Below are 24,595 nucleotides of genomic sequence, written 5' to 3'. Positions count from 1 at the left end.
CCCGAGCGAAGCGAGCAGCTCTGTCCCCAACTGATATTGACTGAAAGCCCTGCAATGAAGCCCATCCAAGTCGGCCTGATCGGCCTCGGCACCGTCGGTGCCGGCACCTTCAACGTTCTGCAGCGCAACCAGACCGAGATTCGTGGCCGCGCCGGCCGGGGCATCGAGATCGCGATGGTTGCGGCCCGCAATGCCGAGCGCGCCAAGGCCTACCAAGCCATCGTGGGCGACGCCGTGCCCTGCACCGGCGACGCGCAGCAGCTGGTCAACAACCCGGCCATCGACATCGTCGTCGAGCTGATCGGCGGCATCGAGCCGGCGCGCACGCTGGTGCTGCAGGCGATTGCCAACGGTAAGCACGTCGTCACGGCCAACAAGGCGCTGCTGGCGCTGCATGGCACGGAGATCTTCGAAGCCGCGCGTGAGAAGGGCGTCACCGTCGCCTTTGAGGCGGCTGTGGCCGGTGGCATCCCCATCATCAAGGCGCTGCGCGAAGGCCTGACAGCCAACCGCATCGAGTGGATCGCCGGCATCATCAACGGGACGACGAACTTCATCCTGTCCGAGATGCGCGGCAAGGGCCTGGACTTCGCCACCGTGTTGAAGGAAGCCCAGCGCCTGGGCTATGCCGAGAGCGACCCGACCTTCGACATCGAAGGTGTCGACGCCGCCCACAAGCTCACCATCATGAGCGCCATCGCGTTCGGCGTGCCGGTGCAGTTCGACAAGGCGCACGTGGAAGGCATCTCCAGCCTGCAGGCCGCCGACATCAAGTATGCCGAGCAACTGGGCTACCGCATCAAGCTGCTCGGCATCACGCGCCGCCGTGACAACGGCTTCGAGCTGCGCGTGCATCCCACGCTGATCCCGGCTACCCGCCTGATTGCCAATGTCGAGGGCGCGATGAACGCCGTCGTCGTTCAGGCCGATGCCGTCGGCACGACGCTGTACTACGGCAAGGGCGCCGGCGCCGAGCCGACCGCGTCGGCCGTCGTCGCTGACCTCGTCGACGTGACCCGCCTGGCCACCGCCGACCCGGACCACCGCGTGCCCCACCTGGCCTTCCAGCCCGATGCGATGAGCAACACGCCCGTGCTGCCGATGGCCGACGTGCAGACCGCTTTCTACCTGCGCCTGGTCGTCGCCGACCAGGCCGGCGTGCTGTCGCGCATCACCACCATCCTGGCCGAGCACGACATCTCCATCGACGCCGTGCTGCAGCGCGAGTCTGCCGACGGCGAGCGCCAGACCGACCTCATCATCCTGACGCATGACACCGCCGAAGGCCGTATGAACGAGGCGCTGGCCAAGATGCAGGGGTTGCCGACCGTGTTGGCGCCCATCGTCCGTATCCGCAAGGAAGAACTGGCCTGAGGCCGGACACCGACATGAAGTACATCAGCACCCGCGGCGACCAGACCGAGCGCGGCTTCTCCGACATCCTGCTCGAAGGCCTGGCGCCGGACGGCGGCCTCTACCTGCCCAAGACCTACCCCAAGGTCGACGCCGCCACGCTGTCGCGCTGGCGTGGCCTGGCCTACGCCGACCTCGCGTTCGAGATCTTGTCGCTCTACATCGACGACATCCCCGCCGACGACCTGCGCGCCATCACGCGCCGCGTCTACACGGCGGACGTCTTCGGCACCGAGCAAATCACGCCCCTGACCTGGCTGGGCGACCACATCGCGCTGCAAGGCCTGTCCAACGGCCCGACGCTGGCCTTCAAGGACATGGCCATGCAACTGCTGGGCGCCTTGTTCGAATATGAACTCGGCCGCCGCGGCGAGACGCTGAACATCCTGGGCGCCACGTCCGGCGACACCGGCAGTGCGGCTGAATACGCGATGCGCGGCAAGAAGGGTGTCAAGGTCTTCATGCTCAGCCCCAACGGCCGCATGAGCCCGTTCCAGCAGGCGCAGATGTTCAGCCTGCAGGACGCCAACATCCACAACATCGCCATCGACGGCGTGTTCGACGACGCGCAGGACATCGTCAAGGCCGTGTCCAACGACCTCGCCTTCAAGCGCGAGCACCGCATCGGCACGGTCAACAGCATCAACTGGGCGCGGTTGCTGGCCCAGGTCGTCTATTACTTCGCCGGCTACTTCCAGGCGACGAAGAGCAACGCCGAGAAGGTCAGCTTCACGGTGCCGTCGGGCAACTTCGGCAACGTCTGCGCCGGCCATGTCGCGCGCCAGATGGGGCTGCCCATCGCGAAGCTGGTCGTTGCGACCAACGAGAACGACGTGCTGGACGAGTTCTTCCGCACCGGCAATTACCGTCCGCGCGGCACGGCCGACACGCACGAGACCTCCAGCCCGTCGATGGATATCTCGAAGGCCAGCAACTTCGAGCGCTTCGTGTTCGACCTGCTGAGTCGCGATGGCGCGCGGGTGAAGCAGATCTTCACCAGCCCGCAGTTCGCATTGACGGGCGATGAGCATGACGCGATCGCCGGCTTCGGCTTCAGCTCTGGCCGCAGCACACACGCCGACCGCGTTGCCACCATCCGCCGCACGTACACCGAGCATGGCATCGTCATCGACCCGCACACCGCCGACGGCCTGAAGGTTGCGCTGGAGCAGCACGATCCGGCCGTGACCATGTTGGTGCTGGAGACGGCGCTGCCGGCCAAGTTCGCCGCCACGATCCACGAGGCGCTGGGCATCGAGCCGCCGCGGCCTGCCGGCCTGGAGGGCATCGAGGACCTGCCCAAGCGCGTCAAGGTGATGCCGGTCGATGTGGAGCAGGTAAAGGCCTACATCCACGCCCATGTCTGAGCCCCGCAAGCCGCTGATTCCGCTGGACGACGCGCTCGCGTCGCTGCTGGCGCAGGTCACGCCGCTGGCCGGTACGCAGGCGGTCGCCACCGCCGAGGCCCGCAGCCGCGTGCTGGCGGCCGACCTCGTGTCGCCGGTCGACGTGCCGCCGGCCGACAACTCGGCGATGGACGGCTACGCCTTGCGAGCGGCCGATGCCGGCGCGCTGCTGCCGGTTACGCAACGAATTCCCGCCGGCAGCGTGCCCGCGCCGCTGGCCGCTGGCGAGGCGGCGCGCATCTTCACTGGTGCACAGGTGCCGGCCGGTGCGGACACCGTCGTCATGCAGGAGCACACCGAGCTGGTCGACGGCCAGATGCGCGTGACGCAGCCCGTCACCGCCGGCGCCCATGTGCGTCGCCGCGGTGAGGATGTGCGTGCCGGCGCCGTCGTGCTGCCGGCCGGCACGCGGCTGGACGCCGTGTCCCTGGGCCTCGCGGCCACGGCCGGCGCGGCGCAGCTGGCCGTCACGCGCCGCCCGCGTGTGGCCGTGTTCTCGACTGGCGACGAACTCGTCATGCCCGGCGAGCCGCTGCCGCCCGGCGCCATCTACAACTCCAACCGCTTCACGCTGCGCGCACTGCTGGAAGGCCTGGGCTGTGAGGTCGTCGACCTCGGCATCGTGCCCGACAAGCTCGACGCGACGCGCGCTGCGCTGCGCGAGGCGGCGGCCCGGGCCGACGTCATCCTGACCTCCGGTGGCGTGTCCGTCGGCGAGGAAGACCACCTGCGCCCGGCCGTTCAGGCCGAGGGCAGGCTGGACCTGTGGGCTATTGCCATCAAGCCCGGCAAGCCGTTTGCGTACGGCCGAGTCGGCGAGGCCCATTTCATTGGCCTGCCGGGCAACCCGGTGTCCAGCCTCGTGACCTTCCTGGTGCTGGTGCGCCCCTTCCTGCTGAAGCTGCAGGGCGCCACGCGCCTGGCGCCGCGTGGCTATCGCATCCCCGCCGGCTTCGAATGGCCCAAGCCCGACAAGCGCCGCGAGTTCCTGCGCGTGCGCCTGGATGAAGAGAGCGGCCTGGCGCTGTTCGGCAACCAGAGCAGCGGCGTGCTGACGTCGGCCTTCTGGGCCGATGGTCTGGTGGACAACCCCGCAGGGCAGGCGTTCAAGGCAGGGGACGCCGTGCGCTTCATTCCGTTCTCGGAGTTGCTGGCATGACGATCACCGTGCGCTTGAAGTTCTTCGCGTCCTTGCGCGAGAAGTTGGGCGAGGGCGAGGTGCTGCCCCTGCCCGACGGCAGCACGGCGGCCGATGCGCGCGCGGCGCTGCGTGCGCGCGGCGGCGCGCATGCCGAAGCGCTGGCCACAGGCCGTGCGGTGCGCTCGGCGCTGAACCAGAAGATGTGCGCGGAGTCCGCGGTGCTGGCGGATGGCGACGAGCTCGCGTTTTTTCCGCCCGTCACCGGCGGCTGATCTCTTGAACGGCCTGCACCTGACGGCCGACCTGCGCGGCGTCGACGCGGCGCTGCCGCTGATGCGTGATCCCGTGGCGCTGGCGTCGCTGTGCCGCGACGCCGTCATGGGCTCGGGCCTCAGTGGCGTCGCCGAACTGTTCCACCGCTTTGGTGCGGCTGACGAGCAGGGCGGCATCACCGGCGTCGTCCTGCTGGCCGAATCTCACCTGGCCATCCACACCTGGCCCGAACTGGGCGGCGTGACGCTGGACGTCTACGTCTGCAACTACGGCGCCGACAACAGCGCCAAGGCCGAGGCCTTAATGGCCGCGTTGCTGACGGCGTTCAAGGCGCCGATAGCGAGCGTCCAGCGGCTTGCCCGTGGGGTCTAGCACGGCACATAGATGCAGCCTTCACCTGTGAATGACTCAGCAGCCGATGAGTTGGATCACGCAGTGAGTGAAGCGCGCGCTCATCGACGTCGAGTCGATGCTGTCGAGGGGCAGCTCCATGTGCCGAACCACATCCCCCGTGCTGAGCGCATTTCAAACGTGCTGTTCTCCGTTCCTCTGTTGGCGTACTCGATCTATGGTTTCGTCCAAGATGACATCTACATCCCGGGCAGGCGCGGCCCCGGCGTGCATCTGTATGGGGTACCAATGTGGCTGATGTGCGCAGCCATGCTCAGCGTGGGCGCCAGTTTGTTGTCCGTGGTGATCGATCACTACGACACGCGAGCTAACGAGGCCAACTATCGAAAATTTGCCGCCGTGACGCAATTGCTGGGATGGGTGCTGTTCTTCGGCGCGTTTGCGTTGGATATCTGGGTCTACAGAGGGGTTGGCCGCTAGGCGTTGGCTGCGAGCGAAAGCCGAGACGCCGCGCCGACGCCGGCCGTGTAGGCCTCCTCGAACACCGAATACCCAGCCAGGTCGCTGTGCGCGAAAACGACGCGGCCGCCCGCCTCGTTCAGTGCGGCCAGTGCCGCCGAGCCGCGCAGGCCCGGCGTCGGGATGCTCATCGCGTGGCCGAAGCGGCACAGGTCGATGCGCTCGACCTGGCCTGGCAGATCTGGGTGCGTCTGCGCCAGCTCGTCGATGACGACCTGGGCCCAGTGCTGCCATGGCTGGCTCAGCAGGGCGCCGCGTTGCGAGGCGGGCAGCGCGAGGTAGGCGGTCAGCAGCGGCGGCTGCGGCGTCGGGTCCAGCGACTGGTGGCGGGCGTTCACATAGCCCAGCGCTGTCGTACCGTAGCGCACGCTGTCCCACGCGGATGGCAAGCCGGGGCGGATCAGCAGGGGCTCCCGCAGTAGCACATTGGCCGTCAGCCAGGGCGCGTAGCTTGGCTTCAGTGCACTCAGCGCGGCGGGTGGCGCGGCCAGCAGCCGGGCGCTGACGAAAAGCGGTGTCGCCATGACGACGGCACGCGCGGCCCAGCGCTCGGGGGCGTGGGCGGCCTCATTCCAGGCCAGTGCCTCGATGCCGTCGCGCGTCTCGGTCACGCGCAGCACGCTGCGGCCCAGGTGCAGGCGGTCGCGCAGCGGCTCGGCGATGCGCTGGCTGAGCCAGCCGTTGCCCTCGGGCCAGGTCAGCACGGGCTCGCGCTCCGCGCTGTCATCGCCCGGCGCATGGAAGCCGTGGCGGCTGGCGAAGTAGTGCAGGCCTGCCCAGGCCGACACGCCGTCGGCGCTGGCGCCGAAGTCGTCGCGGCAGCAATAGTCCAGGTACCAGCGCAGCCGTGTGTCGTGCAGGCCCTGGTGGTCCAGCCAGGCGGCGAAGGTCTGTGCGTCGAGCGCAGCGTGGGCGGGTGTCCAGCGCGCGCGGCGTGTCGGCATCGCAAAGCCGGCGTCGCGATGCGCCTGCGCGACGAGCGCGGCAAAGCGCCGGTACTGCTCGCGCGTGGCCGCGTCGTCGGCCGGTGGCAACAGGCCCTCGTGCCAGGCGCCATCGATGAACAGGCGCTCCTGCAGGCTGTGGCACAGGTGGCGCTCGTCCCAGTCGGTGCGGCCCAGGCGCTGGCGTGACAGGCCTAGCTCGGCTAGCAGCTGCGACACCTCGTGCGCGTCCGCGCCGGGCAGCGGCAGGTAGTGCGCGCCCAGCGGGCAGGGTGCGCCGCCCAGTGCGTGCGCGCGGCTGTTGCCGCCGGCCTGATCCTCCAGGTCCAGCAGCGCGATGTCATCCACGCCGCGCTGGCTCAGCGCCCGCGCGCAGGCCAGGCCGGCGATGCCGGCGCCGACAATGAGCACGCCCGTCTTGCGCAGCGGGCCGTCTGCGCGCGGCAACTCGCCACGCAGCCGATGCCCGCGCTCGGGATGCGTGCCGACCCAGCCGCCTCGCAGCGTGGGCGCGTCGGGCGTGCAGCCGGCGGCCGCCACGCCCGCGAGCAGCAGCGTGCGCCGCCTCAATGCACCGCTCCCCATTCCTCCTCGAAGGTCTGAACCAGCACCTGGTTGCTCAGGCGGTTGACCTCGCTGGGCACGCGCGCCATGTCGGGCGGGAAGTCCAGCAGTGTGGGCAGGGTCTGTGCGCTCATGAAGCGCAGCCCTGGCGGGAACTGCGTCGGCAGCCGGAAGGGGCGGCGCGACGCGAGGATGAAGCCCCATTCGCCAAAGGACGGCACATGAGCGTGGTACGGCGTGGCCGTCAGACCTACGGACTCCAGCGTGGCCACGACCGTCCAGAAGCTGCGCCGCGCGATGAGCGGCGACGTTGACTGCACGACCGCATAGCCGCCGGCGCTCAGGCGCTGGTCCACGAACTCGTAGAAGCTGGCCGTGTAGAGCTTGCCCAGTGCGAAGTTGGACGGGTCGGGGAAGTCGATGATGATGATGTCGAAGGTCTCGGTCTGCTGCTCCAGCCAGCCGAAGGCGTCGGTGTTGATGACGCGCAGCTTGGGGCTGGACAGCGCATGGCCGTTCAGCGCGGCGAGTTTGGCGTTGTCGCGGAACAGCGTCGTCATCAGCGGGTCCAGCTCGACCAGCGTGACCTGCTCAACGCTGGCGTACTTCAGCACCTCGCGCACGGCCATGCCGTCGCCGCCGCCCAGTACCAGCACGCGCTTGGGCGCGCCATGCGCGGCCATGGCCGGCTGCACCAGGGCCTCGTGGTACCGGTACTCGTCGCGCGAGTGGAATTGCAGGTTGCCGTTCAGGAACAGCCGGGTGCCGCCAGCGCCCACGGTGACGACGATGCGCTGGTAGGCGCTGCTTTGCTTGAAGACGATGTCCTCGCCGTAGAAGCGGCCCTCGGCCCAGGTCGTCAGCCTCTCGGCGCCCAGCAGCGCGGCCAGCAGCAGGCCTGCGGACAGCGCACAGGCCGCGCCCATCGCGCCACGCGCCCGCACATCGGCCCGGAATAGCCACAGCGCCCACACCGCGACGGCCACGTTCAGCAGCCCGAACACCACGCCCGTGCGCACCAGCCCCAGGTGCGGCACCAGCACCAGCGGGAAGGCCAGCGCCACGAGCAGCGCGCCGAGGTAGTCGAAGGTCAGCACCTGCGACACCAGGTCCTTCAGCCCGTAGCGCGCGCTGAAGTGGCGCTTGAGGATGCGCATGACCAGCGGAATCTCCAGCCCCACCAGCGTGCCCACCAGCAGCACCAGCGCATACAGCAGCACGCGGAACGGCGTGGCCGCGCCCGGCGGCAGCAGGCTGTGCACGGCGAACAGTGCCGCTGGCATCAGCCCGCCGATGACGCCCACCAGCAGCTCCACCTGCAGGAACACGCCCACCAGTTGCCGCTCCACGAAGCGCGACAGCCACGAGCCCAGCCCCATCGCGAACAGGTAGACGCCGATGATGGTGGAGAACTGCAGCACCGAGTCGCCGAGCAGGTAGCTCGCCAGCGCGCCGGCAGCCAGCTCGTAGACCAGGCCGCAGGCCGCGATGAAGAACACGCTGACGAGCAGCAGCACCTCGGCGGCGGAGACGCGCGCGGCGGTGGTGGGTGGGGCGGCGTTGCTCAAGGTTTGGGTGGCGTCAGCGTCACGGACACGGCCAGCCGCGTGCCGTCCGGGCTGGCCGCGATGTTGCGCACAGCGCCGCCCAGCGCGGGCAGGTCGGCGAAGGGCTGGAAGCCGCTGCCGGCCTTACCGTCCCAGCGCAGGAACAGGTGGCCGCGCGCCATCAGCAGCGAGCCGTCCGGCAGCCGGGCAAAGTACTGCGGCCGGTTGGCGGGCTTGTCACCCTCGGGCAGCGGCGGCGTCTCCACCAGGACCTGAGGTGTGGCCTCGTCGGGGCCTTGTGCGCTGATGCGCCAGCGCTGCGGGTCGGTCTGGTCCACGAACAGCGCGCGTCGGCCATCGGCCGTGCGGCCCAGCGCGCGGCCGGGCTTGTCGGTCAACAGCGTCTGCTGGCCGCTGCGGCGGTCTATCAGCACGGCCCGGTGCTGGTTGCGCTGCGGCACGTCGTCGACGATGAAGGCGGCGATGAGTTCTGGCGTGATCCACGCGTGATAGCCGATGCGCTTGACCGGCACGACGGGCGCCACGGGCTGGCCATCCCAGCCGAAGCGCCACAGCGAGGGCTGGTGCATCTCGATGCCGTAGGCCGGGTCGGCCGTGACCACGCGGATGGCCGAGAAGCCGCTGCCGTCGGCCAGCGGGGTGGGCGAGTAAAGGTTCTCGGTCGTCTGGGTGACGGCGGTCGTGCTGCCGCTGGCGAGCTCGTGCCGGTAGACGTTGTAGCTGCCTGTGTGGCCAGCGCTGTAGACCACCGCCGCGCCGTCGGGCGTGAAGGCGGGCTGGATGTGACTTCCCTTGGTCGGCGTGATGTTGCGCAGCTCGTTGATCGTGCCGGCCTTCAGGTCCAGCCGGGCGACGAAGACGGCGACATCGGGTGGCGCGTCTGCGGCCGCGGCGGGCAGCGCGACGGCCAGGAGCAGCGTGAAGGCGTGGGCGAGGCGGCGGAGGGCGTGGGGCATGGCATGCCTGTGCAGAGCGACGGGCCGCGAGTGTCGGCTAGAAAGACACCGGCTCCGGCAGCGCCTTGCTCCAGTGGAAGATGTCCCAACCGGCACGCAGGCCGCCGGTGGTGAAGGGGTCGGTGGCGATCAGCGCCTCGACGGCGGCCTTGTCCGGCGCGCGAACGACCCACAGCGCGCCCACCGGCGTCGCGTCGGACGATGTGCGCAGCGAGCCTGCCACCCGCAGCATGCTGCGCTGGGCTGCGACCCATTCGAGGTGAGCTTGCAGCAGTTGCTGGCGCAGCTCGCCGGCGCCGGGCTTGTCGTGAAAACGGACGGCGAACAGCGTCCAGTCTTCATGGGCATTCGCCGTCAGCACGGCGAAGTCATGCTCAGCCATGAATCGCCGCAGCGACGATGTTGCCGATGGAGATGCACATCGCCCCGACGACGATGGCCAGCGCCAGGTTCTTGTGTTCGACGATCTCTTCCCACAGCTTGTAGGGCGTGATCTTGTCGACCACGATGAAGCAGATCCAGAAGATGGCGACGCCGATGAGGGCGTACATCGTCGTGCCGAGGACGACTTCGGGCTTGAGCCAGTCGAGGGTCATGGTGAGCGCTCCTTGTGCGTCTTATTTGTGGCTGCCGCCACCGCTGCTGTAGCCGCCGTAGCTGCCGCCACTGGGGATGTAGACGCCGCTGCCGCGCGTGTTGGCACGGCATTGGCGGTATTCGTTGCTGTTTTCGCCGAAGCTGGTCTTGTACTGTTGGCAGTCGTCGCTGGCGCAGGCGCGCAGTAGCGCGCCCAGCAGGAGCAGCACGAACAGTCCGAAGAACAGATAGACCAGCAGCTTGGCGCCACCGGCGTTGAAGGCCGCGGCGTCGCGCGTGAACGTTGCGGCCGGCGCGGTGGCCAGACCGAAGGCTTTTTGCACGGTTGCGGCGGGCAGCGTGCGGCCGGCGCTCCACGTGACCTCCGGGCCCTGCTGTTCCCGGCTCAGCAGGAACTGGCCGTCGGCGCTGGCGAAATCGGTCACCTGCACGCGGTCGTCCAGCCGCACGGGCCAGTAGAACTCGCCCAGCACATGGGTCGTCTTGGCCTGATAGGTCCAGCGCTGGTCGTAGGCGCGGCCCTTCCAGGTCGCGCCCTTGCGCGACGGGATGGGCGCCCCGGTCAGCGTCTGCACCAGGCTCCAGCCTTCTTGCGTGTCCACGAGGAAGGCAAAGCCCGCCAGCCGGTTGAACAGCAGGTACTCGCGCCAGAAGCTCTGCTCGTCCTCCGCATCCTCGGGGATATCGCAGCGTTCCTGGTAGCCCACGACCTGCCAGGTCTGCGGCTTGCCGCTGGCATCGGGCAGTGAACCGCTGCGGCCCAGCGGGATCAGCGGCGGCTGCCCTGGCGACTGCGCGGTGAAGCCCAGCGCCTTGGCGTCGCCCTCGGGCAGGTCGACAACGGCGTTGCACTGCGCGCAGACCATGCTCTTGGTCTGCGCGAGCTGGGGCTCCAGCGGCGCGCCGCAGCTGGGGCAGCCGATGGCGCGGCCCTTGAACCGGGCCTCGGCGATGGAGTCGCCCTCGGCCGTCGTGCGCAGGCCCTGCAGTGCCAGCTCGGCCAGCTGCACCGGGCGGCCGACGGACCAGACGAAGGAGAGATCCTGGCGGTGTTCCAGCGCGCCCACCTCGTCGCGCTCATTGCGCAACTCGACGACGCCGCCGTCCTGCGGCACGCGCGGCAGCTCGCCTTCGGCGGCGCGCACGGTAGCCTGGATCACGGCAGCCACCTGCCAGTGCTGGCCCGCCAGCGTCAGCGGCTGGCCGACCTGGGGGGCGGGCGGCGGCGCCTCGTCCAGTGGCGCCTCGAAGCTGAGGACGAACTGGCCGTTGTCCTCACTGAGCCAGGCCACGCGGGGCGTGCCGTCGGCGTCGAACAGCAGATGCCATTCGTTCCAGTTGCCCAGCTCCGAGCCGCGCTGCACGCGGCCGACCACGGCGAAACCGGCACCCATCCAGCGCCCGGTGGCGCCCAGTTGCAGCGGCGAGTAGTCGTCAAAAATCTCGGCGCTCTGGCCGATGCGGCTCAGCGTGTCACCGTCGCGCAGCAGCGTGCTGCGGCAGAAGCCGCACACGGCGCTGGCCGACGCTGCGCTCGCGAACTCGACGGGCGCGCCGCAGTTGGGGCAGCTCGCGCGCCAGCGGCGCTGTGACTCAGCCAAGCTTCTTCAGGAGGTCCGCTTTTTTGGCGGCGAATTCCTCGTCGGTCAGGATGCCCTTGGCCTTGAGGTCGCCGAGCTTTTCCAGCAGCGAGACGATGTCGTCCGGCCGGCTGACCGCAGGTGCTGGCGCGGCAGCGCCCACACCGGCTAGGCCCTGACCCAGCGTCTGCGCCAGCGTCTGGCCCAGCGCCACGCCGGCACCCAGGCCGATGGCTTCGCCCGCGATGCCGCTGCCGCCGCCGGCGGCGCCCTTGGCCATCTCGGGCAGGGCTTGCGCGGCTTGGTACTGCATGAACTGGCCCATGTTCTGGCCAATGATGCCCATGCCGATGCGCTGGTCGAGAATCTTCTGCAGCTCCTCGGGCAGCGACACGTTCTGCATCGTCACCGAGATCAGCTCCAGCCCCAGCGCAGCGAATGCGGGTGCGGTGGCGGCCTGGAGGGCGGCGGCGAACTCGGTCTGGTTGGCAGCCAGGTCCAGGAACGGCGTGCCGCTGCCGGCGACGGCGTCGCTGATGTGCTGCAGCATGAGGCCGCGCAGCTGGCCTTCCAGCTCTTGCACCGTGTAGCGCTCGCGCGTGCCGGAGATCTGGCTGTGGAAGGTCTTGGCGTCCTGGACGCGGTAGGCATAGTTGCCGAAGGCGCGCAGGCGCACGGCGCCGAAGTCCTTGTCGCGGATGGCGATGGGCTGGCTGGTGCCCCAGCGCTGGTCGATCTGCTGGCGGGTGCTGAAGAAGTAGACGTCGCTCTTGAAGGGCGACTCGAACAGCTTGTCCCAGTTCTTCAGATAGGTCAGCACCGGCAGCGTCTGCGTCGTCAGCTTGTGGGTGCCGGGGCCGAAGACGTCGGCCACCTGGCCCTCGTTGACGAAGACGGCGACCTGCGACTCGCGCACGACGAGCTGGCCGCCATTCTGGATTTCCATGCCGGCCATCGGAAAGCGCCACGACAGCGTGCCATCGCCGTCTTCCGTCCACTGGATGACGTCTATGAACTGTTTCTTGATGAAATCCATCAGGGCCATGTCGGTTCCTGCGAACGATGAAAGGGAAGTTGCCCGGAAGTATCGGGCGGCGGGCCGGAGCGGCCTGTCGCAAACACGTGAATCTCACCGCACGGGGAGGTGAGAATCTGTGCCATGCCCAGAGTACTTATCCAGGCCGACGATTTCGACCTTGGTCACGAGACCTTGCAACTGCGCCGGCACGACGGTGGCGTCGGTGCCGTCGTCGCCTTTGTCGGCACCGTGCGGGAGCACAGCAGCGGCGCGGCCGTCTCGGAAATGGAGCTGGAGCATTACCCTGGCATGACCGAAGCGGCCATCGAGGCCATGGTGGACGAGGCGCTGGCGCGGTTCGACATCCTGGGCGCGCGTGTCATCCACCGCGTCGGGCGGCTGCTGGCGCGCGAGCAGATCGTGCTGGTGCTGGTGAGCAGCGCCCACCGCGGCCAGGCCTTCCAGGCCTGCGAGTTCCTGATGGACTACCTGAAGACGCAGGCGCCGTTCTGGAAGAAGGAGCACACGCCGGATGGTGCGCACTGGGTGGACGCCCGTGTGGCCGACGACGAGGCGCTGGCGCGCTGGGGCATTGCCGCCGGGAACGCGGCGTGAACGCGCTGGCCGTGTCCATCGGCGCCGCGCTGGGTGCACTGACGCGCTGGCAGGCGGGGTTGCTGCTCAACGCACGCTGGGCCGGCTTTCCGCTTGGGACGCTGCTGGTCAACGTGGTCGGCGGCCTGCTCATCGGCATGGCGCTGGCGTGGTTCGACCGCCAGCCCGACGCGTGGCTGAAGCTGCTGCTGGTGACCGGCTTCCTCGGCGGGTTGACGACGTTCTCTGCGTTCTCAGGCGAGTCGCTGGCGCTGCTGCGCCACGGCGAGCTGGGCATGGCACTGGCCCATGCGCTGGCCCACGTGCTGGGCTCGCTGTTGGCGGCCTGGCTGGGCATGAAGCTGATACAGGGCTTGATCTGAGTCAACTTGAAAAGCGCTGAAGGGCGCCCACTTGGCTTGGCAACAGGAGGTCCCATCCCATGCGAGCCGACAAGTTCACCACCCGTTTCCAGGAAGCCCTGGGCGAGGCGCAGAGCCTGGCCCTGAGCCGTGACAACCCCTACATCGAGCCCGTCCACGTGCTGTCGGCCATGCTGGCCCAGGACGACGGGCCGCGCGCGCTGCTGGAGCGTGCCGGCGTCAAGTCGCCCGCGCTGAAGACGGCACTGGATGGTCTGATGGCTGGGCTGCCGCAGGTCAGCGGTGCCGGGCAGACCGTGCAGGCGGGCCGCGACCTCGTCGCGCTGCTGCAGGCCGCCGAGAAGGAGGCCGGCAAGCGCGGCGACCAGTTCATCGCCAGCGAGATGTTCCTGCTGGCGCTCAGCGACGCCAAGACCGACCTGGCCGGCGTCGTGCGCGGCCACGGCCTGACGCGCAAGGCGCTGGAAGCCGCCATCCAAGCGGTGCGCGGCGGCCAGAGCGTCGACTCGGCCGAGGCCGAGGGCCAGCGCGAGGCGCTGAAGAAGTACACGCTGGACCTGACCGAGCGCGCCCGCCTGGGCAAGCTGGACCCGGTCATCGGTCGGGATGAAGAAATCCGCCGCGCCATCCAGGTGCTGCAGCGCCGTAGCAAGAACAATCCCGTCTTGATCGGTGAGCCGGGCGTGGGCAAGACGGCCATCGTCGAGGGCCTGGCGCAGCGCATCATCAATGGCGAGGTGCCTGATTCGCTGAAGAACAAGCGCGTGCTGGTGCTGGACATGGCACTGCTGCTGGCCGGCGCCAAGTACCGCGGCGACTTCGAGGAGCGCCTGAAGGGCGTGCTGAAGGAGGTGGCTCAGGACGAGGGCCAGACCATCCTGTTCATCGACGAGATCCACACGATGGTGGGTGCCGGCAAGGCCGAGGGCGCCATCGACGCCGGCAACATGCTCAAGCCCGCGTTGGCGCGCGGCGAGCTGCACTGCATCGGCGCCACCACCTTGGACGAATACCGCAAGTACGTCGAGAAGGACGCCGCGCTGGAGCGGCGCTTCCAGAAGGTGCTGGTGGACGAGCCCAGCGTGGAGGCCACCATCGCCATCCTGCGCGGGCTGCAGGAGAAGTATGAGGTGCACCACGGCGTGGAGATCACCGACCCTGCCATCGTCGCCGCGGCCGAGCTGAGCCACCGCTACATCACCGACCGCTTCCTGCCCGACAAGGCCATCGACCTCATCGACGAGGCCGCGGCCAAGATCAAGATCGAGATCGACTCCAAGCCCGAGGCCATGGACCGGCTGGACCGTCGCATGATCCAGCTGAAGATCGAGCGCGAGGCCGTGCGCAAGGAGAAGGACGAGGGCTCGCAGAAGCGCTTCGCCCTCATCGAGGACGAGCTGCTGAAGCTGCAGCGCGAGTACGACGACCTGGAAGAGATCTGGACCGCCGAGAAGGCGCAGGCGCAGGGCTCGGCGCACGTGAAGGAAGAGATCGACCGCATCAAGCAACAGATCGAGGAACTCAAGCGCAAGGGCGACTTCAACAAGGTCGCCGAGCTGCAGTACGGCAAGCTGCCGGGGCTGGAGAAGCAGCTCAAGGAAGCGCAGGACAAGGAAGCCAGCAAGGTGGGCGGCAACAAGCCGCAGCTGCTGCGCACGCTGGTGGGCGCTGAAGAAATCGCCGAGGTCGTGGCCCGTGCCACCGGCATTCCGGTCTCCAAGCTGATGCAGGGCGAGCGCGAGAAGCTGCTGCAGATGGAAGGCAAGCTGCACGAGCGCGTGGTGGGCCAGGACGAGGCCATCCAGGCCGTGTCCGACGCCATCCGCCGCTCGCGCGCCGGCCTGTCCGACCCGAACCGGCCGCTGGGCAGCTTTCTGTTCCTCGGCCCGACAGGCGTCGGCAAGACCGAGCTGTGCAAGGCGCTGGCCGGCTTCCTGTTCGACAGCGAAGACCACATGGTGCGCATCGACATGAGCGAGTTCATGGAGAAGCACTCGGTCAGCCGCCTGATCGGCGCGCCGCCGGGCTACGTGGGCTACGAGGAAGGCGGCACGCTGACCGAAGCCGTGCGGCGCAAGCCCTACTCGGTGCTGCTGCTCGATGAGGTCGAGAAGGCCCACCCGGACGTGTTCAACGTGCTGCTGCAGGTGCTGGACGATGGCCGCCTGACGGACGGCCAGGGCCGCACGGTGGACTTCAAGAACACGGTCATCGTGATGACGTCCAATCTCGGCAGCCAGCACATCATGGCGCTGGCGGGGCAGGGCGAGGACGTCATCCGTGATGCGGTCTGGGGCGAGGTCAAGAGCCACTTCCGGCCCGAGTTCCTGAACCGCATCGACGAGACCGTCATCTTCCACGCGCTGGGGGCCGACAACATCAAGGCCATCGCGAAGATCCAGCTGCGCCAGCTGGAGGCGCGCCTGGAAAAGCTGGAGATGAAGCTGGACGTGTCCGAGGCCGCACTGGACGAGATCGCCAAGGTCGGCTTCGACCCGGTGTTCGGCGCCCGACCGCTGAAGCGTGCCATCCAGCAGCGTGTGGAGAACCCGCTGTCCCGGCTGATCCTGGAAGGCAAGTTCGGCCCGAAGGACGTGATCCCGGTGGATGTGGACGGCGGCGAGTTCTCGTTCGGGCGCGTCGTGCACTGATCCGCCGCCGCACCGCGCCCGGCGTCGCGTCTGAACCGAGCACGACGCCGCAGCCGCCTTCGCCGACAGGGGAGGCGGCTTTTTTACGGCTGGTGTGTAGAATACGAATAGTTCTTATTTGGTTTCTCATGAATGCAACACATTCCGGCCACCGCGATGCGCAGGCGTCGCGGCGAAATCGCTTTCATCCGATGCTGAAGCTGTGGGGCTGGCCTGCGGTGCTGGGGCTGCTGAGCACCAGCGGGCTGCTGTCGGCGCTGGTTTCCGACGACTGGGGTGATGCCTGGTCGTGGCTCGCGCTTGGCGTGCCGGTGCTGGTCATGGCCTGGTACGCGTGGCGCCGCTGACGCCTGACCTTCCTCTTGTCGGGCGGTGACGCTGCCGCCGGCCTTCTTCTCTTTCTCTTGCTTTTCACGCCATGAATACCCACAACTTCCTGCTGACCGCCTGTGCGCTGGCCGCTGCTGCGGCGCTGACCCCGGCCCATGCACAGTCGCAAAACGACGCCCAGCCCGCCGCCACAAGTGCCAGCCTGCAGACCGTGACCATCACCGGCAAGCGCGCCAACCGCGTTTCCAAGGGAGCGACCGGTCTGGCGATGGAGCTGAAGGACACGCCGCAGACCATCAGCACCCTCGACAAGGAAGACATCACCAACTTCGGCGTCAGCGGCAGCAACGAGGCGCTGGCGCTGGCGACCGGCATCAATGTCGAGCAGTACGAGACCAACCGTGCGACCTTCAACGCGCGCGGCTTCGAGATTCAGCTGACGCAGCTGGATGGTCTGGGCATGAGCAACTCCTGGGGCACCGTGGTGGGCCGCGAGGACACCTTCCTGTTCGAGAAGATCGAGCTGATCCGCGGCGCCAACGGTCTGCTGACCGGTGTGGGCAACTCCTCCGGCACGATCAACTACGTGCGCAAGCGTCCCACCAACCAGGACGGTGGTGAGGTCGAAGTCACGTTCGGTTCGTGGAACAAGAAGCGCGCCGCGCTGGACTACAACAAGGTGCTGACCCAGGACGGCGCCTGGGCCGGCCGCCTCATCGTTGCTACCGAGGACAAGGACTCCTACCTGCGTGATCTCAAGGACAAGCGCACGACCGTTTACGGCGTGGTTGACGGCCAGATTGGCGACCACGGCGTGCTGACGGTGGGCGTCACTGCCATCGACGGCCAGCAAGATTCGCCGATGTGGGGCTCGCTGACGCTGCTGCGCGCGGATGGCACGCAGGCCGACTACCCCGTGGGCACGTCCACGTCGCAGCAGTGGACCTACTGGAACACCAAGTCTTACAGCGGCTTCGTCGAGTACGCGCACAAGCTGGGCGCCGACTGGGAGGCCAAGGCGACCTACAACTACCGTCACAGCAACGAATGGACGGCGCTGTTGTATGTATATCCCGGCAGCACCGGCCTGGTCGGCTGGCCCTACCGCAGCGTGGGCAGCGCCGACAACCACGTGCTGGACGCCAACGTCAGCGGGACCTTCAACGCTTGGGGCCGCAAGCACAGCCTGGTGTTCGGCGTGAACCGCTCCACCGAGAAGACTGCCAGCGACACCTACCTGCTGGCGCCGACCTGCGCGGACACGCCGGCCATGCTGCCCGTTCCTGCCATGCCCTACGGTGGCAACGTCGTCGCCGAGCCCAGCTGGGGGGCGCGCACGGCATGCAATAGCGGCGAGCAGTCGTTGACGCGCTTCTACGCCGCATCGCGCCTGGCGCTGACCGATTCGATGAAGCTCATCGCCGGTGTCAATGCGATGCGCCACGTGCGTGGCGGCCAATCTCGCTACGGCAGCGGCGGCCAGTTGCTGGACCCGAAGACCGAGAAGCTCAGCCCCTACGTCGGCCTCACCTACGACATCACGCCGGACCTGCTGGCCTATGCGTCCTATTCGGACATCTTCCAGCCCCAGGAACAGGCCGATGCCAGCGGCTTGCTGCTGGCGCCGGTGAAGGGCGTCAACGCCGAGACCGGCGTGAAGGCAGAGTGGCTGAACAAGGCGCTGCTGACCACCCTCGCCGTCTTCACGGCCAGGCAGGAAGGCCTGGCGACCTACGGCGGTGTGACCGCCGGCGGGCAGTACTGGTACAAGCCGATGGACGTGAAGTCGCGCGGCTTCGAGGTCGAGGCGACCGGCCGGCTGAGCAAGGATGCCAAGCTCACGGCGGGCTACACGCACCTGAAGCTGACCGGCCCGGACGGCAAGGACATCTATGAATGGGTGCCGCGCCGCACGCTGAACCTCACCGTGTCGGGCCGTGTGCCGGCGCTGCCGGCGCTGAACCTGGGCGTGAATGCACGCTGGCAGTCCGACGTCTACAAGGTCGGCAGCGCCAGGCAGGACAGCTATGTGCTGGCCAACGGTTTCGCCGCCTACGACCTGAGCAACCGCACCACGCTGCGCCTGAACGTCAACAACCTGTTCAACAAGAAGGCCATCGGCGGCCTGGCATATGGCGCGATCTACGGCGCCCCGCGCAATGTGGCCGTGACGCTGAACTACAAGCTCTGAGCCCGCCATGAGCCTGAACACGCGCACGCTCCGGGTCTGGACCTGGCTGCACAAGTGGAGCAGCCTCGTCTGCACCGTCTTCATGCTGCTGCTGTGCCTGACCGGCCTTCCGTTGATCTTTCATCATGAGATCGGCCACCTGCTGGGCACCGAGATCGAGGCGCCGACGCTGCCCGCCGCGCAGGACCGGCTGCGCGCATCGGCCGACGACGTGATGGCCGCCGCACGTGCGAAGTACCCGGACCGCATCGTGCAGTTCATGGGCAAGTCCGACGACGACGACCGCCTATGGTGGAGCACGCTGACGCCCACGCCTGCACCGACCGAGGACTACAAGTCGGTGATGGTGGACGGACGCACAGCCCAGGTTGTCGGCGAGTACAAGGTCGGCGAGGGCTTCATGGACCTGATGTTCCGCCTGCACGTGGACCTGTTCGCCGGGCTGCCGGGCAAGCTGTTCCTGGGCTTCATGGGCCTGCTGCTGCTGGTGGCCTTGGTGTCGGGCGTGGTGCTGTATGCGCCGTTCATGCGCAAGCTGGACTTCGGCACCGTGCGCCACGAGCGCTCTGCACGCACGCGCTGGCTGGACCTGCACAACCTGATCGGCATCGTCACGCTGGTGTGGTGCTTCGTCGTCGGCGCCACGGGCATGATCAACACCTGGGCCGACCTGCTGATCAAGTATTGGCAGTACGAGCATGTCGGCGAGCTGGTGAAACCCTACCAGGGCCAGCCACTGGTGCCGGAAAGTGAGCGTGCGCCGCTGCAGCGCATGCTGGACGCGGCCCAGGCCGCAGCGCCGGGCAAGAAGCTGTTCTTCGTGGCCTTCCCCGGCACGTCGTTCTCCAGCCCGCACCACACCACGTTTTTCATGCGTGGCGACACGCCGCTGACGTCCAAGCTGCTGATCCCGGTGCTGGTGGACGCCCGCACGGCGCAGGTCACGAACGCGCCGGAGATGCCCTGGTACCTGGACGCCTTGCTGATCTCGCAGCCGCTGCACTTCGGCGACTACGGCGGCATGCCGATGAAGATCTTGTGGGCGCTGCTGGACATTGCCACCATCCTGGTGCTGGGCAGCGGCCTGTACTTGTGGCTGAAGAAGCGCAACCCCACCCGCTCACCAGCGCGAGCGGTGGTCCTCGGTCACGCCGAGCAGGCCGTCGACACGGCGCGCTAGCGCCTGCGGGCCGGCCCGCACACTGCCCGAGAACGTGCCCACCGGCTGCACGTAGCGGCTGGCGGCAACACCGAGGTCCTTGTCGGCTGCGCGGGCGCCCTCGGGCGTGAAGGCCAGGTCCAGCAGGCCGTCGTCGGTGCGCAGGCGCCACGGCGCCAGTGGGCGGGTGGCGTCGAAGTCGAAATGTGCCGTGCCCAGCGCCGTGGGCTGGCCGTCCAGCCACAACACGTTCTCGTGGCTGCCGAAGTAGCCTTGCTGCAGGTTGAAGCCGACATCGGGCCGGTGCGCGCTGGCCCAGCGCCAGGCGGTGTCCCGCGCCAGCAGGCCGTTGGACGCGTCGACGGCTGCCCAGGCGCCGTCCAGCGCGAAGCGTTGCCCGGCCGCCTCGGCCCAGCCGCGCACGGGCAGGGCGGTGGTCTTCTGCGTCGCATGCGCCAGGCCGCCGGCAATGGGGCCGACGGCCAGCAACGGCGGCGCCATAGCGGCGAGGTCCAGCTCGGCGTCGACGCGCAGCGCGCGCGTGGCGACCTGCAACTGCAGGCGGTTGCCGGTTTCTCGCAGCGACAGCCGCGCGCCGGGGCCGCGGAACCACGCGTCGGCGCCGGCCAGCGGCGCGTCGCCCACCCGGGCCTGCAGGCCGGGCAGGCCGTCCTGGCTCCAGTCGGCCCGCAGCGTGCGGGTCTGGCGGTCGAACAGATAGGCGAACGCACTGACGGCCCAGCCGACATCGACGATGGCGACGCCGATGAACACGGCCTCGTTGCCCAGGCCCACGTAATGCCAGCGCTTGTGGTGCAGCCGGCGCCACAGGCGGCCGGGCCGGGGCTGCAGGCCCGACCAGTCGATGGCCGCGATGCGGCCCACGTAACGGCCGTGGGCGGGCGCGCCGTCGATGACGACGCTGGCAGGTGCCGGCGTCATCCCGCTTGCTGCCGGCGCCATTGCAACGGTGCCTGGCCCGTCCATTGCCGGAAGGCGCGCGTGAAGGCGCTTTGTTCGGAATAGCCCAGCAGCAGCGCCACCTCGGCGAGCTCCACGCTGGCGTCGCGCAGATAGGCCTCGGCCAACTGCTGGCGGGTCTGGCCCAGCAGCGCCTGGAAGCTGATGCCCTGATCGGCCAGGCGCCGCTGCAGGCTGCGCGGGCTCATCTGCAGGTCGTCGGCCAGATCGGCCAGCTGCGTGCGGCCGCTGCGGATCAGCCCCACCAGCGCCTGGCGCCACACGGCCAGCGGCCCGGCGACGGCGGCCACCTCTTGCAGCAGCCGCTCGGCCTGCGCGTCCAGCAGCGCCAGCAGCGCGGCATCGGCGCCGCGCAGCGGCAACGCGAGGTCGCTTGCCGCCAGCACGACGCGCGTGCTGGGCTGGCCGAAGCGCACCGGGCCGCCGAAGAAGTCTTCATATGGCCGCACATCGGCCGGTCGCGGGTTGACGAAGTCCACGGCCAGCGCGCGCACCGGCCGGCCGGTGAACTCGCGCGTCAGCTGCATCAGCGCGGCGATGGCCGTCTCGTCCACCAGCGCGCCGGGCCGGCCGCGCGCCACACCCCATTCGATGCACAGCCCCTCGGCACAGGGGCGCACCTGTGCGAGGTTGACGTCGTAGATCGCGCGGTGGTGGCGCTCCAGCCGCTGCAGCGCCTCGGCCAGCGTGCCAGAGGCCAGCGCCGCGAAGCCGACGATGCCGAAGTGCCGCGGCGCGATGCCGCGCGCCAGCCGCAGCGTGAAGGTGGCTTTGGGGCCGGGGTCCAGGTCACGGGCCTGCTGCAGCAGTGACTGCCAGCGCTTGAGGGCGACGAAGCCCTCGGCGGGCGAGGGCGGCTCGCCCAGGGCGCCCGCACGACCCTGCGCCGCCAGGTGCTCGAAGAGCAACTGGACATAGCTGGCGGCGACGCGGGTGTCATCCATGGGGCCGGCATCATCCCGTGTGCCTGCCCGGCTGCCGCTGCGGGATCACCCCAGGCCTGGCGTGATCTGTCAAAAACCCGGGGTTTGCCGTCAAGAAGCCGGGCGCATTTGGCGCCAATATCGCGGCATGGACTGGGTGCTCGATCTCTATCAACGCCACTTCGACTGGCGCGACCTGACGCTGCTGGTGCTGTCGCCGCTGTTCATGATCGCCATCGCCTGCGAGGCTTGGCGCTTTCGCAGGACCGGGGTGTTCGAGCTGCGGGACAGCATCGACAGCCTGAACAGCGGCGGCAGCTACCTCGTGGCCGACCTGATGCTGCTGACGGTGCTGGTGCTGCCGGCCATGGGCTGGGTGTACGACCACCGGCTATTCACCGTCGACGTGACGCCGCTGCGCTTCCTCGGCCTGTTCCTGTTCGTGGAGTTGCTGTACTACGGCTTTCACCGCGCGAGCCACCGCATCCGCTGGTTCTGGTGCGCGCATGTCGTGCACCACGGCTCCGAGAAGATGAACTTCGGCACCGCGCTGCGGCAAAGCTGGTTCTACCCGCTGGCCGGCAACTGGCTGTTCTACCTGCCGGCCGTGTGGCTGGGCTTCGAGCCGCGCTGGGTGCTGTTCGCGCTGTCGCTGAACCTGGGCTATCAGTTCTTCGTGCACACCACCTGGGTGGGGCGCATGCCGGCGTGGTTCGAGGCCGTCTTCAACACGCCCTCGCACCACCGCGCCCACCATGGCCGCAACCCGCAGTACATCGACAAGAACTTCGGCGGCACGCTGATCGTGTTCGACCGCCTGTTCGGCACCTTCGAGCCGGAGCGCGAGCCGGTGGACTATGGCCTGGAGCACCCGTTCCCGACGCACCACCTGTTCTGGCTGAATGCGCACGAGTGGCGGTCCATGTTCCGCGACATGGCCGCCGAGAAGACCTGGGGCCTGCGCCTGGCCCACCTGTGGAAGCCGCCGTCGTGGCGGCGGCATTCCAACGGCTTCAGGGCGTGATCAGGGCTTCAGGTGGCGGTCCAGGAAGGCCGCCATGCGCTCGGCGAAGTCCACGCGGTTCTTCACGACACTGAAGCCGTGGCCCTCGCCGGGGTAGGTGACCCACTCGGGCTCGTTGCCGGCGGCGCGCAGCGCGTCGCGCATGCGCTTGCCGTGGGCCAGCGGCACGCGCAGGTCGTCCTCGCCGAAGGCCAGCAGCACCGGCCGCTTCAGCCGTGCCGCCTGCTTCACCGGTGAGTTGGCGACGATCATGTCGGCGTCCTGCACCGCGTCCCCCACCATTTCGGGCAGCTGGTACTGGCGGCCGGCCTCGGGGATGTCGTCGCGCACCCACCAGGAGCCGCTGACGTAGAGATCCAGGTCGGTCACCGCCACCCAGGCCACGCCGCACTGGTAGAGGTCGGGATCCTTGATGAGGCCCATCAGCGTGCTGTAGCCGCCGTAGCTGGCGCCGGCGATGCAGGCCTTGCTGCCGGCGATGCCCTGCTGCTGCGCCCACTTCAGCGCGTCGGCCACGTCGTCCTGCATGGCCTGGCCCCATTGCTTGAAGCCGGCCTTGTAGTGCGCATGGCCGTAGCCGGTACTGCCGCGAAACTCGGGTTCGATGACGACATAGCCGCGCGACGCGGTGAACTGGCCCCAGGCGTGCCAGCCCCACACGTTGCCGCGCACCCAGGGCCCGCCGTGCACCAGCACGACCGCGGGCAACGGCCCCTTCGCCTGCGGGCTGCGGGTGACCCACACCGGCAGGTCGCGCCCGTCGCGGGCCTGGATGCGGTGAAAGTCCATGGTCGCCATTTCGGCGGGCTTCACGTCGTTGCGCACGCGGCCGACGGCGCGCCAGGGCTTCTCGCCCTCGGGCGGCCGGGCCTGGTAGACCCACCATTGGCCCGGATCGCGGTCGCTGAAGCTGCGCACCAGCGCGGTCATGTCGGGCTCGCCGCAGCGCCGGCAGTCGACGCGGTTGATGCGCCCGGGCAGGCGCTCGTCGGCTTCGGCCTGCAGCGCCTTGAGCGCCGGGTGGAACCACACGGTGGTTTCGCCGTCGGTCGTGAGGCGCACGCCCAGCGCCGCGCCGCCGCCCTCGTTGAGCAGCCTGCCCCAGAAGTCGAAGCCCGGCGCCGTCACGACGGGCTGGGGCTCCGGCGCGCCACGCGCGAAGTCGTAGCGGGCCAGCACCACCTGCTGGTCGCGCCCCGGCGTGCGCGTCACGTAGAGCTGGCCGGTGTCGTCGACGGAATGCGGATTGAAGGGCGTCTTGAACAGCGGCGTGTCGTAGAGCTGGCGCCACGCGGCGTCGCCGGGCCCGCGCCAGTGCGCGCCCCGGCGGCCCTCGTGCTGCGTGATGGCCACGCGCAGCTCGCCGCCGCTGTCGGTGAGCCAGGCGACGGTGTGGGGCGGTGCCTGGGTCTCGACGCTGCGGGTGCGGCCGGTGCGGGTGTTCAGCCACAGCGGCGACGCGACGCGGCTTTCGTCCATGCTGATGTGGGCGACGAGCACCTCGTCACCGGCCTCGGTGCCGGGCCGTGGCGCGGGCACGCGCAGCAGGCGGTGGTTCCAGTCCAGCAGGCGCTCGTTACGGTTGCTACCGTCGGTGACGACGAGCTTGCCCATGCGGCGCACCAACTGGCGCAGGTCGCCGCCGTCGGGGTTCACGGCGAACAGGCCTGGCAGGCCGTTTGGCCGGCCGCTGCCGTCGGACAGGTCCTCGACGCCGAACACCAGCCGGTTGTCGTTGACCCACTGCACCTGCGTGATGTCGCCATCCGAGAACTGCGCCGTGCGCATGACCTTGCCGTTGCCCAGGTCGAACACCGCCAGCCCCACGCGCTTGAGCCCCTTGGCCGACGTCAGGGCCAGCAGCCGGCCCGAGGGGGACAGCTGCACGTCGACGAGGTCGGGGTCCTTGAAGAACACCTCGGCGGCCGGCGGTGGTGCGGCCTGCACGGCGGCGCCGCACAGCAGGCCGGCAAGTGCGCCGGCCCAGCGTCTGACGATGGTCCTCATGAATCCTCCCGCTGCTCTGGCG

General features: G+C 68.9%; 23 protein-coding genes. 13 read left to right on the top strand and 10 right to left on the bottom strand.

Annotation, left to right across the window (positions count from 1 at the left end; genetic code table 11):
- Positions 1 to 54: 54 nt before the first annotated feature.
- The 6 genes from ACG0Z3_RS06375 to ACG0Z3_RS06350 all read left to right on the top strand — a co-directional run bounded on the left by ACG0Z3_RS06375 (position 55) and on the right by ACG0Z3_RS06350 (position 5,064).
- Positions 55 to 1,374, top strand: coding sequence for a homoserine dehydrogenase (locus ACG0Z3_RS06375; protein WP_394396383.1), 1,320 nt, complete (start codon positions 55 to 57; stop codon positions 1,372 to 1,374).
- Positions 1,375 to 1,388: 14 nt separating this feature from the next.
- The gene (gene thrC / locus ACG0Z3_RS06370; protein ID WP_394396382.1) at positions 1,389 to 2,780 is read left to right on the top strand and encodes a threonine synthase; all 1,392 of its coding nucleotides are present in this window, start codon (positions 1,389 to 1,391) and stop codon (positions 2,778 to 2,780) included.
- Positions 2,773 to 3,978 carry a molybdopterin molybdotransferase MoeA gene (locus tag ACG0Z3_RS06365; RefSeq protein WP_394396381.1) on the top strand — a complete coding sequence of 402 codons (1,206 nt, stop codon included), beginning with the start codon at positions 2,773 to 2,775 and terminating at the stop codon, positions 3,976 to 3,978. The genes thrC and ACG0Z3_RS06365 overlap by 8 nt, the downstream gene beginning before the upstream one ends.
- On the top strand, positions 3,975 to 4,232 hold the full coding sequence (locus tag ACG0Z3_RS06360) for a MoaD/ThiS family protein (protein WP_394396380.1): 258 nt from the start codon (positions 3,975 to 3,977) through the stop codon (positions 4,230 to 4,232). Before ACG0Z3_RS06365 ends, ACG0Z3_RS06360 begins: the two co-directional genes overlap by 4 nt.
- Positions 4,233 to 4,236: 4 nt before the next feature.
- A complete protein-coding gene (gene speD, locus ACG0Z3_RS06355) occupies positions 4,237 to 4,605 on the top strand; it encodes an adenosylmethionine decarboxylase (RefSeq protein ID WP_394396377.1) in 369 nt (122 codons plus the stop codon).
- 63 nt (positions 4,606 to 4,668) lie between these two features.
- A complete protein-coding gene (locus ACG0Z3_RS06350) occupies positions 4,669 to 5,064 on the top strand; it encodes a hypothetical protein (RefSeq protein ID WP_394396375.1) in 396 nt (131 codons plus the stop codon).
- On the opposite strand, the gene ACG0Z3_RS06345 is transcribed toward ACG0Z3_RS06350, so the two are convergent.
- From ACG0Z3_RS06345 to ACG0Z3_RS06315, 7 genes are read right to left on the bottom strand one after another with little or no spacing between them, the layout of a single operon-like run.
- Positions 5,061 to 6,617, bottom strand: a complete 1,557-nt coding sequence (locus ACG0Z3_RS06345) for a flavin monoamine oxidase family protein (protein WP_394396374.1) — start codon at positions 6,615 to 6,617, stop codon at positions 5,061 to 5,063. The two genes, ACG0Z3_RS06350 and ACG0Z3_RS06345, sit on opposite strands and share 4 nt — an antisense overlap.
- Positions 6,614 to 8,179, bottom strand: coding sequence for a polyamine aminopropyltransferase (locus ACG0Z3_RS06340; RefSeq protein ID WP_394396373.1), 1,566 nt, complete (start codon positions 8,177 to 8,179; stop codon positions 6,614 to 6,616). The genes ACG0Z3_RS06345 and ACG0Z3_RS06340 overlap by 4 nt, the downstream gene beginning before the upstream one ends.
- A complete protein-coding gene (locus ACG0Z3_RS06335) occupies positions 8,176 to 9,135 on the bottom strand; it encodes a TolB family protein (RefSeq protein WP_394396372.1) in 960 nt (319 codons plus the stop codon). Before ACG0Z3_RS06335 ends, ACG0Z3_RS06340 begins: the two co-directional genes overlap by 4 nt.
- A gap of 37 nt (positions 9,136 to 9,172) precedes the next feature.
- Positions 9,173 to 9,517, bottom strand: a complete 345-nt coding sequence (locus ACG0Z3_RS06330) for a YciI family protein (RefSeq protein ID WP_394396371.1) — start codon at positions 9,515 to 9,517, stop codon at positions 9,173 to 9,175.
- Positions 9,510 to 9,731 (bottom strand): DUF350 domain-containing protein, encoded by a 222-nt coding sequence (locus ACG0Z3_RS06325; RefSeq protein WP_394396369.1) that lies wholly within the window; start codon positions 9,729 to 9,731, stop codon positions 9,510 to 9,512. The genes ACG0Z3_RS06330 and ACG0Z3_RS06325 overlap by 8 nt, the downstream gene beginning before the upstream one ends.
- A 21-nt stretch (positions 9,732 to 9,752) precedes the next feature.
- Positions 9,753 to 11,333, bottom strand: coding sequence for a DUF4178 domain-containing protein (locus ACG0Z3_RS06320; protein ID WP_394396366.1), 1,581 nt, complete (start codon positions 11,331 to 11,333; stop codon positions 9,753 to 9,755).
- Positions 11,326 to 12,357 (bottom strand): SPFH domain-containing protein, encoded by a 1,032-nt coding sequence (locus tag ACG0Z3_RS06315; RefSeq protein ID WP_394396363.1) that lies wholly within the window; start codon positions 12,355 to 12,357, stop codon positions 11,326 to 11,328. Before ACG0Z3_RS06315 ends, ACG0Z3_RS06320 begins: the two co-directional genes overlap by 8 nt.
- Before the next feature lie 114 nt (positions 12,358 to 12,471).
- Here ACG0Z3_RS06315 and ACG0Z3_RS06310 point away from each other — a divergent pair, with 114 nt between their 5' ends.
- The 6 genes from ACG0Z3_RS06310 (at position 12,472) to ACG0Z3_RS06285 (ending at position 19,659) form a co-directional block, all read left to right on the top strand.
- On the top strand, positions 12,472 to 12,945 hold the full coding sequence (locus tag ACG0Z3_RS06310; protein ID WP_394396361.1) for a molybdenum cofactor biosynthesis protein MoaE: 474 nt from the start codon (positions 12,472 to 12,474) through the stop codon (positions 12,943 to 12,945).
- Positions 12,942 to 13,307 carry a fluoride efflux transporter CrcB gene (gene crcB, locus ACG0Z3_RS06305; protein WP_394396359.1) on the top strand — a complete coding sequence of 122 codons (366 nt, stop codon included), beginning with the start codon at positions 12,942 to 12,944 and terminating at the stop codon, positions 13,305 to 13,307. Before ACG0Z3_RS06310 ends, crcB begins: the two co-directional genes overlap by 4 nt.
- Before the next feature lie 59 nt (positions 13,308 to 13,366).
- The gene (gene clpB, locus ACG0Z3_RS06300; protein ID WP_394396357.1) at positions 13,367 to 15,958 is read left to right on the top strand and encodes an ATP-dependent chaperone ClpB; all 2,592 of its coding nucleotides are present in this window, start codon (positions 13,367 to 13,369) and stop codon (positions 15,956 to 15,958) included.
- Positions 15,959 to 16,086: 128 nt separating this feature from the next.
- On the top strand, positions 16,087 to 16,305 hold the full coding sequence (locus ACG0Z3_RS06295; RefSeq protein WP_394396355.1) for a hypothetical protein: 219 nt from the start codon (positions 16,087 to 16,089) through the stop codon (positions 16,303 to 16,305).
- 71 nt (positions 16,306 to 16,376) lie between these two features.
- On the top strand, positions 16,377 to 18,479 hold the full coding sequence (locus ACG0Z3_RS06290; RefSeq protein ID WP_394396353.1) for a TonB-dependent siderophore receptor: 2,103 nt from the start codon (positions 16,377 to 16,379) through the stop codon (positions 18,477 to 18,479).
- 13 nt (positions 18,480 to 18,492) lie between these two features.
- Positions 18,493 to 19,659, top strand: a complete 1,167-nt coding sequence (locus ACG0Z3_RS06285; protein ID WP_394396843.1) for a PepSY-associated TM helix domain-containing protein — start codon at positions 18,493 to 18,495, stop codon at positions 19,657 to 19,659.
- On the opposite strand, the gene ACG0Z3_RS06280 is transcribed toward ACG0Z3_RS06285, so the two are convergent.
- Both ACG0Z3_RS06280 and ACG0Z3_RS06275 read right to left on the bottom strand, forming a co-directional pair.
- Positions 19,600 to 20,580, bottom strand: coding sequence for a DUF2804 domain-containing protein (locus ACG0Z3_RS06280; protein WP_394396351.1), 981 nt, complete (start codon positions 20,578 to 20,580; stop codon positions 19,600 to 19,602). The genes ACG0Z3_RS06285 and ACG0Z3_RS06280 overlap by 60 nt on opposite strands.
- Positions 20,577 to 21,563: an AraC family transcriptional regulator gene (locus ACG0Z3_RS06275; protein WP_394396350.1), complete on the bottom strand. Its 987-nt coding sequence runs from the start codon at positions 21,561 to 21,563 to the stop codon at positions 20,577 to 20,579. Before ACG0Z3_RS06275 ends, ACG0Z3_RS06280 begins: the two co-directional genes overlap by 4 nt.
- 127 nt (positions 21,564 to 21,690) lie before the next feature.
- Between ACG0Z3_RS06275 and ACG0Z3_RS06270 the strand changes: the two genes are divergently transcribed.
- Positions 21,691 to 22,566: a sterol desaturase family protein gene (locus ACG0Z3_RS06270; RefSeq protein WP_394396348.1), complete on the top strand. Its 876-nt coding sequence runs from the start codon at positions 21,691 to 21,693 to the stop codon at positions 22,564 to 22,566.
- Here the strand turns inward: ACG0Z3_RS06270 and ACG0Z3_RS06265 are convergent, their stop codons facing one another.
- Complete coding sequence (locus ACG0Z3_RS06265) at positions 22,567 to 24,573, bottom strand: alpha/beta hydrolase family protein (RefSeq protein ID WP_394396346.1); 2,007 nt, start codon at positions 24,571 to 24,573, stop codon at positions 22,567 to 22,569. It lies immediately after the preceding gene.
- Positions 24,574 to 24,595: the final 22 nt, after the last annotated feature.

This window comes from Pelomonas margarita, from assembly GCF_043555875.1.
Lineage (GTDB): Bacteria > Pseudomonadota > Gammaproteobacteria > Burkholderiales > Burkholderiaceae_C > Pelomonas > Pelomonas margarita.
This window is presented reverse-complemented; position numbering and strand designations above follow the sequence as displayed.